10 protein-coding genes are annotated in these 14,794 nt (G+C 35.1%); 7 read left to right on the top strand and 3 right to left on the bottom strand.

Annotated features, from left to right (window positions below; genetic code table 11):
- Positions 1 to 47 precede the first annotated feature (47 nt).
- Together recQ and CGC49_RS10280 are read left to right on the top strand one after the other, a co-directional pair.
- Complete coding sequence (recQ, locus tag CGC49_RS10285) at positions 48 to 2,237, top strand: DNA helicase RecQ (protein WP_042346086.1); 2,190 nt, start codon at positions 48 to 50, stop codon at positions 2,235 to 2,237.
- Between the two features lie 306 nt (positions 2,238 to 2,543).
- Positions 2,544 to 3,914: an O-antigen ligase family protein gene (locus CGC49_RS10280; RefSeq protein ID WP_095912567.1), complete on the top strand. Its 1,371-nt coding sequence runs from the start codon at positions 2,544 to 2,546 to the stop codon at positions 3,912 to 3,914.
- Here the strand turns inward: CGC49_RS10280 and CGC49_RS10275 are convergent.
- Positions 3,906 to 4,982 carry a glycosyltransferase family 1 protein gene (locus CGC49_RS10275; protein WP_095912566.1) on the bottom strand — a complete coding sequence of 359 codons (1,077 nt, stop codon included), beginning with the start codon at positions 4,980 to 4,982 and terminating at the stop codon, positions 3,906 to 3,908. The genes CGC49_RS10280 and CGC49_RS10275 overlap by 9 nt on opposite strands.
- A 16-nt stretch (positions 4,983 to 4,998) precedes the next feature.
- Entirely contained in the window at positions 4,999 to 6,162 is a 1,164-nt protein-coding gene (locus CGC49_RS10270; RefSeq protein ID WP_198540627.1) for a glycosyltransferase, read from the bottom strand.
- Positions 6,163 to 6,490: 328 nt separating this feature from the next.
- On the opposite strand from CGC49_RS10270, the gene pdhA reads away from it, so the two are divergent.
- The 5 genes from pdhA (at position 6,491) to guaB (ending at position 13,375) form a co-directional block, all read left to right on the top strand.
- On the top strand, positions 6,491 to 7,489 hold the full coding sequence (gene pdhA, locus CGC49_RS10265) for a pyruvate dehydrogenase (acetyl-transferring) E1 component subunit alpha (RefSeq protein WP_095912564.1): 999 nt from the start codon (positions 6,491 to 6,493) through the stop codon (positions 7,487 to 7,489).
- A gap of 5 nt (positions 7,490 to 7,494) precedes the next feature.
- A complete protein-coding gene (locus CGC49_RS10260) occupies positions 7,495 to 9,093 on the top strand; it encodes a pyruvate dehydrogenase complex dihydrolipoamide acetyltransferase (protein ID WP_095912563.1) in 1,599 nt (532 codons plus the stop codon).
- A 272-nt stretch (positions 9,094 to 9,365) separates the two neighbouring features.
- The gene (locus CGC49_RS10255; RefSeq protein ID WP_095912562.1) at positions 9,366 to 10,970 is read left to right on the top strand and encodes an Ig-like domain-containing protein; all 1,605 of its coding nucleotides are present in this window, start codon (positions 9,366 to 9,368) and stop codon (positions 10,968 to 10,970) included.
- A 25-nt stretch (positions 10,971 to 10,995) separates the two neighbouring features.
- Positions 10,996 to 11,769: a 5'/3'-nucleotidase SurE gene (gene surE, locus CGC49_RS10250; RefSeq protein WP_042010427.1), complete on the top strand. Its 774-nt coding sequence runs from the start codon at positions 10,996 to 10,998 to the stop codon at positions 11,767 to 11,769.
- A gap of 136 nt (positions 11,770 to 11,905) precedes the next feature.
- Positions 11,906 to 13,375: an IMP dehydrogenase gene (gene guaB / locus CGC49_RS10245; RefSeq protein ID WP_095894306.1), complete on the top strand. Its 1,470-nt coding sequence runs from the start codon at positions 11,906 to 11,908 to the stop codon at positions 13,373 to 13,375.
- Between the two features lie 429 nt (positions 13,376 to 13,804).
- Here guaB and CGC49_RS10235 read toward each other — a convergent pair whose 3' ends face one another.
- Positions 13,805 to 14,692 (bottom strand): DMT family transporter, encoded by an 888-nt coding sequence (locus tag CGC49_RS10235; protein WP_095912561.1) that lies wholly within the window; start codon positions 14,690 to 14,692, stop codon positions 13,805 to 13,807.
- Between the last annotated feature and the right edge of the window lie 102 nt (positions 14,693 to 14,794).

Raw genomic sequence — 14,794 nt, 5'->3', positions numbered from 1 at the left:
TTGTACTTTTATGTTTGCAAAGTTAGATAAAATATAGATACGATTAAATGGAATTAGCTAAAAATGATTTACAGAGTGCTCTAAAGCATTATTTTGGGTTTGATAGTTTTAAAGGACATCAACAAGAAATAATACAAAGTGTCATCAACAAAGAAAATACTTTCGTTATTATGCCCACCGGTGGTGGGAAATCTTTGTGTTATCAACTTCCTGCCTTGGTTTTAGAAGGTACAGCTATCGTAATTTCTCCTTTGATTGCATTGATGAAAAACCAAGTAGATGCCATTCGTGGAGTTTCGTCGACCGATAGTGTGGCTCACGTTCTAAATTCATCTTTAACAAAAGGCGAAATCCGAGAAGTTATGGACGACATCAGTAGCAAAAAAACTAAATTACTTTATGTTGCTCCAGAATCATTAATCAAAGACGAATATGCTAACTTCTTAAAAACCATACCAATATCTTTTGTTGCCGTGGACGAGGCTCATTGTATCTCAGAATGGGGACATGATTTCAGACCTGAATATAGAAACATACGAACCATCATTGACCGTTTAGGAAATGGCATCCCTGTAGTAGCTCTGACAGCCACCGCAACACCTAAAGTTCAGGAAGATATCTTGAAAAACTTGGGTATGTCCGAGGCAAATGTGTTTAAATCATCTTTCAACCGACCCAATTTATATTACGAAGTACGCCCAAAAACCAAAAATGTAGATACGGATATCATACGTTTTGTAAAACAAAACAGTAAAAAATCGGGAATTATTTACTGTTTAAGCAGAAAAAAAGTGGAAGAACTGGCTCAAATGTTACAAGTAAATGGCATTACCGCTGTTCCATATCACGCAGGATTAGATGCTAAAACACGAGCGAAACATCAGGACATGTTTTTAATGGAAGAAGTAGAAGTAGTCGTAGCAACCATCGCCTTCGGTATGGGAATCGACAAACCTGATGTTCGTTTTGTAATTCATCATGACATTCCGAAAAGCATCGAAAGTTACTACCAAGAAACGGGACGTGCTGGACGTGATGGAGGCGAAGGACATTGCTTGGCTTTCTATTCCTATAAGGATGTTGAAAAATTAGAGAAATTCATGGTCGGCAAACCCATCGCTGAACAAGAAATTGGACAGGCTTTGCTGCAAGATATCGTTGCTTATGCCGAAACCTCAAGTTCAAGACGTAAATTCATACTCCATTATTTTGGGGAAGAATTTGACGAAGTAAATGGTGAAGGTGCTAATATGGATGATAACGTCCGCTATCCAAAGACTAAAATTGAGGCCAAAGATGATGTGGTTAAATTACTAAATGTTATCCTTTCTACCAAACAAAAATTCAAGGCTAAAGAATTGGTTAATGTCCTAGTTGGGAAAGTAAGCGCATTGATTAAATCTCATAAAATTGATGAACAGCCATTCTTTGGTATCGGAAAAGAAAAAGACGACCTATACTGGATGGCTTTATTACGCCAAGTTATGGTTAATGGACTTATATACAAGGACATAGAAAGTTATGGAGTCATGTTTGTCACTGAAAAAGGAAAAGATTTTTTAAAAAACGTTCCTTCATTTATGATGACAGAAGACCATGTTTACGAGGAAGAACCTGAGGAAAATAACAATTCGAGTAGCGGAGTAGCTGACGAAGTGCTTCTGGGTATGCTCAAAGATTTACGCAAGAAAGTAGCTAAGAAGAAAGGAGTACCTCCTTTTGTAGTATTCCAAGATCCTTCGTTAGAGGATATGGCGTTGAAATACCCTATCACAATTTCAGAACTTACTAACGTTCACGGTGTTGGAGATGGAAAAGCCAAAAAATACGGTGCTGAATTTGTAGAACTTATCGCCAGATATGTCGAAGATAACGACATCTTACGAGCTGATGACCTGATCGTTCGTACAACAGGTTCCAATTCATCGCTAAAACTGTATATCATCCAAAATGTTGACCGAAAACTACCATTACCCGACATTGCAAAGGCAAAGGGCTTGGAGATGGACGAATTCCTGAAAGAATTAGAACAAATCGTTTACAGTGGCACGAAACTGGACATCAACTATTGGGTTGACGAAATCTTTGATGAAGAACAACAAGAAGAGTTGCACGACTATTTCATGGAGGCGGAATCGGATAAAATTTCGATCGCATCGAAAGAATTTGACGGTGATTATGAAGATGACGAACTACGAATCTATCGAATTAAATTTATTAGTGAAGTAGCCAATTAGTTCAGGCATGTGATTAACCCTCAATGTCGAATTATAAAAGCTATCATAAAGTTTTTTTGATGTAATTTTGCTAAAAGTTCCTGAAACTCGATATTTTTAAATTCAAATACAAAATATTTCACGGAACTTTTTACTTTTTAAAAAGATTACACAAATCCAATTTATAAAACTAAAAGCTGAATGAAAATATCAGTAGTTATTAACACATACAATGCCGAAAAACACTTACAAGCAGTCTAAATTTTTATACGACTTTTAGCGTAGTTTCATTCTCTTATCACATATTCACCCAAATAATTCGAAATAATGAACTTTTTAACACAAAAAAATAGTTATTTCGCAGGAATCATTGCGTTTCTGATATTAACGTTAATTCTTCCTCTTATTAAGGAAAACTTTTGGAATGAAGAACATACCAAAGATTGGTTTTTCCGCATAAGTGCAGGATATTTCTTTCTGATGACGACCTTTTGGAGTTATTTTAACAAAAGCCTATTATTCAGCAAGTCACTCATTCGGAACCTAATGCTCATCGTAGCGGCTTCTATTTCCATTTTATGGACGTACAAAATGAAAATCACCTATCGTTTTGATATTATTTTAGTTTTTTTGGGCATATTACACTCCGTTCTATACAGAAAATTCATTAAGCCGAATGCGATTATAATTGGCTTTTCATTTTTTACTTTATGGAGAATCATAGGACTTTTATGGAGTCCTGATATTGCTTATGCTTTACAAATCACAGGATGGGAGATGACGACACTGATGATACTTACCTGTATTTTTGGTCTCAATTTTAGAGCAACTCCAAAAGAAACCAATGCTTTTATTGCCATATCATTCAAACTTCTTTTAGGATTGTTAGCCGTAAATATTGCAATATATCATCTATATATCAACACTTTAGAGAAATCTTTTTTTTCTTTTTTCACACTCAACAAAGGGTACTTACCTTATTACGAAGTACTCCGATGGAGCGTTTTCAAACATCCGAGTTTTATTACCTGGCTATTGCTTTTGATAGGTGGATTAGGTTTTTTGGTGCATAAAGAAAATAAGAAACTTATTTCGATTTACGAAGTAGTTTTGTATGCCATTCTGCTTTTATTTTTGATGCTTATCGTTCAAGCGAGGGTTACAATTCTGAGCTATGTTTTAAGTTTGTTATTCTTCTTTTGGTTGCACATTTCTAAAAATTGGAGTTTCAAAAACAAAGCCATCATCATTATCAGTGCCGTTGCGTTGGGCATATCTTCGATTACTTTTTTGGTTCAAAATACTATCTATTTTTCTGACCCCATACGAGCTAATATGTACGAAAAAGGATTTGAAAAGATTAAAGAAAATCCTATTTTGGGGAATGGAACAAGTACTCAGTCTGTACTTCTAAAAGATATTGGACACCCTCATTTACATAATGATTTTTTGGCATCTTGTGTTGATTTAGGCATTATCGGATTGCTACTTTTAATAGGATGGATTATTTCTATTTTTTATATTGGGACACGGGATAAAAACACAAAAATAATATATACCATCTGCATATTTTTACCAATGATGAATACCGAAACCATCCTATTTTCTGATTTTGGAGCGATAGGAGGAACAATCCTAATTCCCTTTTTGATATATTTATTTTTCGTTGAGGAAAAATCTATCGAAGAACTACCCTAATATTTTTTTATAAATCTCTAAATAATTAGAAGCCATTACTTGATAATCAAATTGAGCTACCCATTTCTTAGTTTTTTGCAAAAATTCATCTATGTTTTCATAATATGTTTTTAAGCCTTTTTGCAAAGTATTTGCCATTGTTTTTGGGTCAAAGTTTTCAAAATAAAAAGCAATTTCGCCACCAATCTCTGGCAAACTGGTACTGGTACTCAAAAAAACAGGTTTCCCAAAAGCCATTGCTTCGATAGGCGGAATACCAAATCCTTCGGCTAAAGAAGGATGGCACATCGCTTGACAATGTTGTATAATTGCATATTTTTCTTCCTGTGAGATATTATTCAAAATATGTACTCGGTCTTGTAGATTCAGTTGCTGTATAGTATTTTTTATTTCACTTTCGTATTCTTTTTTACTACCAGAAGCCACCAAAACTAAATCTTCTGAAAGATAAGGCAACATTTCAATGAGTGTCTTTTGATTTTTCTTTGCAAACAAAACTCCTATGTTCAAAAGGTATTTTCTGTCCTTCAAAAAATCGTATTTCCCCAATGAATATGACCTTTGTTCAGGTAATTCTATTCCGTTGTGAATTACGAAAATATCTTTTAAATGATTCAAATTCAATATATTTTGATGTTTTAAAACATCTTGCTTCACAAAATCAGAAATACATACCAGATAATCTACATTTTCCAATGTTTTGTTGACTCGATTATGTATCTTAACCTTTTTTCGCGGACTTAAAGGTTCGTGCAGAAAATTCAAATCGTGAAGCGTTAGTAATTTAGGTGTATTTTTGTATTTCTTTCTAAAATAAGGAGATCCCTGATTGCTTATGTGAATTAAATCGAACTGTTGGCTAAAATTTTCGTAGTATTTGTGCCATTTTCGGTAAGAAACAATTTTTGAATTAGGAACTATTTTTATCAGCTCCTTTTCAGGTCCAAAATATGAAACAGAAAACAGACAAGATTGATTTTCAATCCCTTGTGCAATATTAGAAAAAACATTAGCTAATCCCGTATTAGGATAACGAAGTCGTTCCAAATCAATAAGTATTTTTTTCATTATGATATTTTATAAATTAAGAATTAAGAAGCTTTTGAAACAAATCATCCCACTGTTTTCCTACGGAATTTATATCATATTCTTTAGATTTTTCAAGAATATTTGTTTGAATATATTTACGTTTTTGTTCATTTTCAATAAGCTCACGAAGTTCAGATTCGTATTTTTGCATATCATAACAAGGAATCAGAATTCCATTTTTTGACGATGGAGCAAGAATCTTGGATACGCCTGCAGAACATTCAAACGCCATAGGAACAACCCCTGCTTGCTGTGCTTCCATCAAAACTAATGGCCAATTTTCGGTCTGGGAAGTTAAACACAATATAGAAGCTTTATTGTAAAAAGTGTGAGGGGTTGAGGTCGCTTCAAAGAATGTTACTCTCTCTAACTGCTGTTTTTTAACGCTTTGTTCTAAAAATGCCTTATCGCTACCACTTCCTACTATTTTTAATTTCCAATTGGGGTAATCCTTGTATATACGTTTCCAAATTTCGATAAGCCTCTCTACTCTTTTGTCGGAATACTCTACTCGCCCCATATAAAGAATGACATTCTTCTTATCTAAATCATAATGAACTGGTGCAGAAAGTAAAGGGTTGGGGATAATTGTAATCTTGTCAGAGGTTGTTCTTAATTTCTCTAAAACATTTTTTTTATATTCTTCGCATAACAGAACAAAAGCATCAGCATATTTTAATATATTTCTATAATCCTGTTTAACTCTTTCATCCTCTCTTAATTGATTATGGAGTTTGAGTAATATTTTATATTTTAGCCTGCTGAAAAAACTACGTGTTTGAATTTTTCTTTTAATTATTTCAATTTTAATGTTAGCTTCCCAAAATGGTTTTACATGATCTACACAAATATATTTAACACCACTTTTTTTTGAAATTTCAATTTGTTGCTGTGAGATAAAACCACAAGTAGTAGAGAAAATTAATAAGTCAATATTAGCGGATTTTATCTGTTCTATAAAATAGCTTATTTTTTTTTCTATTGTGATTATATTCAGAAAATCGTATGTTGAATCAAGTAATTCTGTTTTTATTTTTTGAGTGAATATAAACACGTTATATCCGTTTTTAATCAGATATTTTGAAACATCTATGGTTACTTTTTCTGCACCTCCAAAAGGGAAACTTATGTGAACGAAGCCTACATTTTTTGTTTTCATAATCATGCCTCTTTTATATACTTTGAAAATATGTGAAAAATTAGATATAAACAAAACGAAAAGTTACGTCATATACTAATACTGAAAAATCAACTTTTTACTACATAAATAACACAAGAATGTATAGATAACAACTCGGAGGCAAATATACAAAATACTTCAATAATTACATCCTCTAATAACGCCAAGCAATACTTTTTTTATGTTTTATTTTGAAACAAAATAGATTTTTCTCATCTTTGCAAATGTTTTCGATTAGTGGGATTTTATTATCTCTTTTTGAGAGAAAACATTTGGAAAAATAACATCACATTTTAATAAATAACAAATGAAAAAAATTGACAAAGATGTGTACCTGAAATGGTATGAAGAGATGCTTTTTTGGAGAAAATTTGAGGACAAACTTGCCGCTGTTTATATCCAACAAAAAGTAAGAGGTTTTTTACATTTATACAATGGACAAGAGGCAATTGTTGCAGGGTGTATGCACGTGATTGACCCAACGAAAGATAAAATGATTACCACGTACAGAAATCACATCCAACCAATTGCTTTAGGGGTTGATCCACGTCGTGTTATGGCGGAGCTTTTTGGAAAGGCTACTGGAACCTCGCAAGGGTTGGGTGGCTCAATGCACATTTTTTCAAAAGAACACCGTTTCTACGGTGGACATGGAATCGTTGGAGGACAAATTCCTTTAGGAGCAGGTTTAGCTTTCGCCGATAAGTACTTCAACAGAGATGCCGTTACCTTAACTTTTATGGGAGACGGAGCGGTACGTCAAGGTGCTTTGCACGAGACTTTCAATTTAGCAATGCTTTGGAAACTTCCTGTGGTATTTATCGTTGAAAACAACCAATATGCGATGGGAACATCAGTAGAAAGAACTGCTAACCACACAGACATCTGGAAACTTGGATTAGGCTATGAGATGCCATGTGCTCCAGTTGACGGAATGGATCCCGTGAAGGTTGCGGAGGCTGTTTACGAAGCAGTAGAAAGAGCCAGAAGAGGCGATGGACCTACACTACTCGACATTAGAACATACCGCTATAGAGGTCACTCTATGTCCGATGCTCAGCTATATCGCACTAAGGATGAAGTGGAAGAATACAAAAAATTGGATCCGATTACGCAGGTGTTAAACGTCATCAAAGAAAATAATTATGCAACGGAGGCTGAAATTGAGGCTATCAATGAGCGTGTTGCTAAATTAGTGGCTGAATGCGAAAAATTTGCAGAAGAATCACCATTCCCTGAGAAAGAAGTTCTATATGACGTGGTGTACGAACAAGAAAACTATCCTTTTTTACCTCATAAATTATAAAAAAAATGGCAAAAATCATTAACATGCCACGTTTGAGCGACACTATGGAAGAAGGTGTTGTTGCAAAATGGCTTAAAAAAGTTGGAGATAAAATTCAAGAAGGTGATATTTTAGCCGAAATCGAAACCGATAAGGCTACTATGGAATTTGAATCGTTCTATGCGGGTACGTTGCTTCACATCGGGCTGCAAGAGGGAGAAACCGCTAAGGTAGACACACTTCTCGCTGTTATTGGAAAAGAGGGCGAAGACATTTCAGCTCTAATTTCACAAGGTGCAGCACCTGTACAACCCGTAGCAGAAAGCAAACCAGAACCAATCGAAACATCAGAACCTTTAGCTTCGATTCCTGCAGGAGTTGAAATTGTTACAATGCCTCGTTTGAGCGATACCATGACCGAAGGAACCGTAGCTACATGGTTGAAAAAAGTTGGCGACAAAGTACAGGAAGGTGATATTTTAGCTGAAATTGAAACTGACAAAGCTACAATGGAGTTTGAATCGTTCTATTCAGGAACGCTTTTGCATATAGGTATAAAAGAAGGTGAATCAGCTTCTGTTGATGCTCTCTTAGCTATTATCGGGCCAGCTGGCACCGATGTAAGTGCTGTGATTGCGGGAGGAGGCTCTGCCAAACCAGCTTCAACACCTACAAAATCTGAAGTAAAAAAAGAGCAAGAAAAACCAGTGGTCAGCACCCCTGTTGTTACAACTGCTGATAATAATAGCGATCGTGTATTCGCATCTCCTTTAGCCAAGAAAATTGCACAGGATAAAGGTATAAATCTTTCGCAAGTGAAAGGTTCAGGCGAAAACGGACGTATTGTAAAGAAAGATGTAGAAAACTTCACTCCATCAGTTCAATCACAAAATGCAGAAAAACCAACTGCTACATCGGTGACTTCGTTCGTACCTGCAGGTGTGGAAAATGTTGAAGAAGTGAAAAATTCACAAATGCGTAAAACAATTGCTAAACGTTTATCCGAATCGAAATTCACAGCTCCACATTACTACCTGACTATCGAAATTGATATGGAAAATGCAATAAACTCACGCTCAGAAATTAACAAATTGCCTGACACCAAAGTATCGTTTAACGATATGGTTGTGAAAGCGTGTGCAATGGCATTGAAAAAACATCCACAGGTAAACACATCATGGAAAGGCGATGTAACGGTTTACAACCAACACGTACATATAGGAGTTGCTGTAGCTGTAGAAGACGGTTTAGTCGTTCCTGTATTAAAATTCACAGATAGCCTGTCGCTTACTCAAATAGGTGGACAGGTAAAAGATTTGGCAGGACGCGCCAGAAATAAAAAATTGACTCCTGCTGAGATGGAAGGAAGTACCTTCACGGTGTCAAACTTAGGTATGTTCGGCATTGAAGAATTTACTTCAATTATCAATCAACCGAACTCAGCAATTCTGTCAGTAGGAGCTATTGTGGAAAAACCTGTGGTGAAAAACGGACAAATTGTTGTGGGTAACACAATGAAAGTAACCTTAGCTTGTGACCACCGTACTATCGACGGAGCTACGGGAGCTCAGTTTTTGCAAACATTGAAAACTTATATCGAAAATCCTGTTACGATGTTAGCGTAAGACGAGGACTTTAGGTAAACGATCTTTTTTTTAAATGCAAATCTCTATCTATGGAGGTTTGCATTTTCTTTTTTTGTCAAACTAATAATTCTATTTGCAATTTAATCAATGATAAGAATTAATAATAAAGTTAGTTAATCCAAAAAATGAATGGTTTTTATCGGAAAACTACGAAATTCTTGGTATTTACCTCGTTTTTTGATGTTGCGAAGTGAAAAAAAAATAGTACATTTGTGGGTTGTAATTTGTCAAAAGAAGATAATTTTAGGAATATGCTAAAAAAATACGGATATTTCATTGTTTTAATCATCTCATTATCAATATTTTTACGTTGTGCTAGACGAGGTTCACCTACAGGAGGCCCAAAAGATGAAACACCTCCAGTTTTATTACAGGTAACGCCACCCTCTGCAACAACTGGATTTGATAAGAAAAAAATACGTATGGTTTTTGATGAGCTTGTTACAATTAAGGATTTGCGTAAACAGCTCATAGTTTCTCCTCCTATGGAAAATTTTCCCATAGTCAGTCCTATGAACGCTTCAAGAAATTTGGAAATCAGTATTTTAGATACACTTAAACCAAACACAACCTATGTTTTTAATTTTGGAAATAGTATTCAAGATTATAACGAAGGAAATGTTTATAAAGATTTTAAATATGTATTCTCAACAGGAAAATTTATTGATTCATTAAAAGTCACAGGAAAAATAAAAGATGCTTTAAAATCAAAACCTGATAAATCAATTGTGGTGATGCTTTATGAATATAATGAGTCCTATAAAGATTCCGTAGTTTATAAAAATAAGCCTTTATATATCGGATACGCGAACGACAGTCTTAACACTTTCGAAATCAACCATATAAGAGAAGGAAAATATATGCTGATGGCAATGCAAGATAAGAATAACAACTATCTTTTCAATCAAAAAGAAGATAAAATTGCATTTCTTGAGCAACCTATTTTTGTGAAAGGAGATACTGTTATTTCATATGAACTTACGCTTTTTAAAGAGAAGTGGAACTACAAAGCGGCTCGTCCAATACAAGCGTCTGAAAATCGATTCATATTCGGATTTGAAGGAGATACGGATAATGTAAAAATCGAACCTATATCAAAACAAACTAATGATTTTAAGTATGTTATATCCAAAGAACCTAAAAAGGACACTCTTAATTTTTGGTTTTCTCCCAAACAAGATTCTTTAAGATTTACAATTACAAAAGGTGAAAAGATAGACACATTCACCACACGTTTGCGAAAAATGAAGCCCGATAGTTTGCAAATTTCAAATCTATTTTCAGGAGATCTTCCAAAAGGAAAATATTTCGGATGGAAGTCAAATATCCCAATAATGAAAACGGACACTACAAAGGTACAAGTATTTGAAAAGGACTCTATTAGAATTCCGTTCAAAACAAAATTAAGTGAGGATAGATTGGAATATTTGATTGTTTTCGACGCGAAATACGGTGAATCATACCGAGTAAAAGCATTTCCCGATGCGATGATTGATTTTTTTGGAAAAACAAATGATACTCTGGAAGTGAAACTAAGAACCAAAAAACAGGACGAGTATTCCGTATTGAAACTTACACTAAAAGGCGAAGTGGATTATCCTATACTAATTCAACTTACAGATGAGAAAGGAGATGTTCATCGTGAACTATACACTGAAAAACCTGAAAATCAATATATTTTTGAAGCTGTGCCTCCTAAAAAATATCGTTTGCGTATCATAGAAGACAAGAATGGTAATAAAAAATGGGATACTGGTAACTTTCTAAAACGCCAACAAGCTGAAAAAATTATTCATCATCCAAAAGAAATTGAGCTACGAGCCAATTGGGACATTGAAGAAACATTTAGTTGGTAGATTTAAAACACACATTCAGATAATTATGACTAAAAAACCATTGATTTTAATCACAAATGATGACGGAATTACAGCTCCAGGAATACGCTGCTTAATAAAAATAATGAACGAAATCGGAGATGTGGTGGTGGTTGCTCCTGATTCTCCACAAAGTGGTATGGGACACGCCGTTACACTCAATTCAACCCTGTACTGCGAACCAATACACATCGATGATGGAGTCCAAAAAGAATACACATGTAGTGGTACACCCGCAGATTGTGTAAAAATAGCCAAGTACGAAGTATTAAAACGTAAACCTGACTTATGTGTTAGTGGTATCAACCATGGCTCAAATTCATCCATAAATGTAATTTATTCAGGAACGATGAGTGCTGCAGTTGAAGCGGGTATTGAAGGGATTCCTGCTATAGGTTTTTCATTACTTGATTTCAGTTGGGACGCAAACTTTGAGGAAGCTCGCGATTTTGTTAAGCAAATAGCAATCAATGTATTAAAAAATGGATTACCAAAAGGAGTAGTCCTAAATGTAAATATTCCTAAATTGAAAAAGGAAGCCATCAAAGGTATCAAAATATGTAGACAAGCCCAAGCTCGTTGGATTGAAGAATTTGACAAACGAACAAATCCACAGGGACGGAATTACTATTGGATGACTGGTAAGTTCGTGAATGAAGACGGAGGAGACGATTCGGACGAATGGGCATTAGCAAACGGATATATCTCCGTAGTTCCTATTCAATTTGATTTGACTGCATATCACGTCATTCCTCATTTAGAGAAGTGGAAAATGAAGTAAATTCTGTTAGGACGGAGAAAATATCTTGTCTAATGTACACCAGTATGGTCAACGAAATCATATAGTAGTGAGGGAACTCTTTTTTATTTCAAAAAAAAGTAGTACATTTGCACGCAACAAAATTTCAAGTTGCTTTATGAATTTTCAAGAAAAAATAGTAGGAGAAGGATTGACCTACGATGATGTACTACTCATTCCGAACTATTCCGAAGTACTTCCGCGAGAAGTGGTTATCTCAACCAAATTCACAAAAAATATTACGCTAAACGTTCCTATCATTTCGGCTGCGATGGATACAGTTACAGAAGCTGCGATGGCTATTGCAATGGCTCGTGAAGGTGGCATTGGTGTACTTCATAAGAATATGACGATTGAAGAACAAGCTAAGCAAATTCGCAAAGTGAAAAGAGCGGAAAGCGGAATGATTATCGACCCTGTAACGCTTAATTTAGAAGCAAAAGTATCTGATGCTCAAAGGAGTATGAAAGAAAACAGCATTGGAGGAATCCCGATTGTTGATGCGGATGGTACGCTCAAAGGTATTGTTACAAATCGTGATTTACGCTTTGAACAAAACGGCAATCGCCCCATTGTAGAAGTAATGACTTCTGAAAATCTTATTACAGCAGCGGAAGGTACTTCAATGAAAGAAGCCGAAAAGATATTACAAAAACATAAAATTGAAAAACTTCCTGTTGTAGACAAAAACAACAAACTTGTAGGACTTATCACTTTCCGTGACATCGCTAACCTGCAAGAGAAATCCATATCAAACAAAGATCTATTTGGTAGATTACGTGTGGCTGCCGCATTAGGAGTTACTTCGGATGCCGTAGAACGTGCTGAAGCATTGGTCTATGCAGGAGTAGACGCAGTTATCATCGACACGGCTCATGGGCATACCCGAGGTGTGGTGTCTGTTTTGAAAGCTGTAAAAGAAAAATTCCCCGAATTGGACGTAGTTGTAGGAAATATTGCTACGGCTGAAGCTGCTCTTTATCTGGCTGAAAACGGAGCTGATGCGGTGAAGGTAGGTATTGGGCCAGGCTCTATTTGCACTACTCGTGTGGTAGCCGGTGTAGGCTATCCACAATTGTCAGCAGTTATGAACGTTGCTAATGCACTTAAAGGTACAGGAGTACCAGTGATTGCAGATGGTGGAATTCGTTACACAGGCGATATTGTCAAAGCGATTGCTGCAGGTGCTGACTGTGTAATGTTAGGTTCTCTATTGGCAGGAACCAAAGAATCTCCTGGGGAAACCATTATTTTTGAGGGAAGAAAATACAAATCATACCGAGGTATGGGATCGGTCGAAGCTATGAAACAAGGAAGTAAAGACCGTTATTTCCAAGATGTGGAAGATGATATCAAAAAATTAGTTCCTGAAGGAATTGTGGGACGTGTAGCTTACAAAGGTGAACTTCAAGAGAGTATGCACCAATTTATAGGAGGATTGCGCGCAGGTATGGGCTATTGTGGTGCAAAAGACATTAAAACTCTGAAAGAAACGGCTCGTTTTGTACGTATTACAGCAAGTGGAATCGCAGAAAGCCACCCACATAACATTACTATTACCAAAGAAGCTCCAAATTATTCAAGATAATTGGAGTGATGCATAAATAAATTATCAATTAGGAAAAAGAGACTGTCAGGAAAGACGGTCTCTTTTATTTATGGGTTTCCTGTTTTTTTTTGTAAATTCAGGTATAATGGACAAAAATTGAGTTGTGATTTTTATTTTGCCAATCCGTATTGTTCTTGGGAGCGAGGATTGAGTGAAAACACCAATAAACTTGTACGACAATATATCCGTAAAGGTACTTATTTTGAGGAAATTAGCAAAGAAAAAAAATAAAAGAAACTCAACATAAAATTAACCGAAGACCGAGAACTTCGAAGATCATCACTAACACCTTAACTTTAAAAACTATAAAAAGTGAGTAATAACATTAGATTTTGAAGAACCTAAGAATTTATTTTATAAATTCGTGGCATAAAAAATTGCACTTGGGAGTTGAATCTAAGTGCATAGTTATTTACTTTTTCCTTTTTTTCGTTCAAAAAGAATACTAATAAGCACTCCTGTGATGATAAGTAACACACCGAAAATCAAATTTTTTGTGAGTAATTCTCCAAAAAGAAATACACTAATACCCACTGCTACAATCGGTTCCACAGCTCCTATAATGGCTGTGGGAGTAGAACCAATATAGTAAATCGCATAGACTAAAGTCAAAATTGAAAGCACTGTTGTAATGAGTGAAAAAGCGGTCAAGTGTATTCCCATATCAACTGTCGGAATCTCTACAAAACCATTAATAATCATAGATTTAACTAAAAAATAAATACTCGAAAACAACATCGAATAGAACGTAATTTTAATTCCTGATGCTGTTAACTTTGATTTATTGACTACTACCATATATATTCCATAAATAACAGCCCCCATCAAACCGATGAACAGTCCAAAGAAGTTAATGGAAAAAGAATCAGTGTCCTTTACGCTCAGAAATCCGACTCCTAAAACCACAATCAACAAGGAGATAACGGTAGCTAATGTGATTTTTTCCTTGAAAAATAGTCCTAAAATCAATGCTACCACAATCGGATACATGAAAAATATGGTTGAAGCTATGCCTGGCGTAAGATAATCATACGCTGCAAATAAAAACTCGGATGACAAAGCGTACAACAAACCTAAGATTTTAAAAATCAATAATTCACGAAAATTAACCTGCAATCGTTCCTTACGATATATCAAAAAACCTAAAATAAAAACACTCCCGATGGCAAACCTATAAAACAGAGCATCGTCTAACGATAAGGTACTCTGTTTTATTGGAATCATGTATAGTGGAATCATTCCATATGTGATCGCTGAAACAAGTGCTAAAATGTATCCTTTGAGTTTTAATGACATAAATATTTATATGAAAATAAAAAGAAGAAACTGTCCAAAAAGCACACCTTGAGCTAATGACTTTTTGGACAGCTCCTATAAAAATATTACAATTACATTTTT

Origin of the sequence: Capnocytophaga sp. H4358 (assembly GCF_002302515.1) — a bacterium.
Classification (GTDB): Bacteria; Bacteroidota; Bacteroidia; order Flavobacteriales; family Flavobacteriaceae; genus Capnocytophaga; species Capnocytophaga canis.
This window is presented reverse-complemented; position numbering and strand designations above follow the sequence as displayed.

What these genes read in the sequence shown, in the direction of transcription:
- CGC49_RS10255 (WP_095912562.1), top strand. Translation starts at nt 9,366, where the DNA reads ATGCTAAAAAAATACGGATATTTCATTGTTTTAATCATCTCATTATCA.
- CGC49_RS10270 (WP_198540627.1), bottom strand. Translation starts at nt 6,162, where the DNA reads ATGAAAACAAAAAATGTAGGCTTCGTTCACATAAGTTTCCCTTTTGGA.
- recQ (WP_042346086.1), top strand. Translation starts at nt 48, where the DNA reads ATGGAATTAGCTAAAAATGATTTACAGAGTGCTCTAAAGCATTATTTT.
- guaB (WP_095894306.1), top strand. Translation starts at nt 11,906, where the DNA reads ATGAATTTTCAAGAAAAAATAGTAGGAGAAGGATTGACCTACGATGAT.
- CGC49_RS10280 (WP_095912567.1), top strand. Translation starts at nt 2,544, where the DNA reads ATGAACTTTTTAACACAAAAAAATAGTTATTTCGCAGGAATCATTGCG.
- pdhA (WP_095912564.1), top strand. Translation starts at nt 6,491, where the DNA reads ATGAAAAAAATTGACAAAGATGTGTACCTGAAATGGTATGAAGAGATG.
- CGC49_RS10260 (WP_095912563.1), top strand. Translation starts at nt 7,495, where the DNA reads ATGGCAAAAATCATTAACATGCCACGTTTGAGCGACACTATGGAAGAA.
- CGC49_RS10275 (WP_095912566.1), bottom strand. Translation starts at nt 4,982, where the DNA reads ATGAAAAAAATACTTATTGATTTGGAACGACTTCGTTATCCTAATACG.
- surE (WP_042010427.1), top strand. Translation starts at nt 10,996, where the DNA reads ATGACTAAAAAACCATTGATTTTAATCACAAATGATGACGGAATTACA.
- CGC49_RS10235 (WP_095912561.1), bottom strand. Translation starts at nt 14,692, where the DNA reads ATGTCATTAAAACTCAAAGGATACATTTTAGCACTTGTTTCAGCGATC.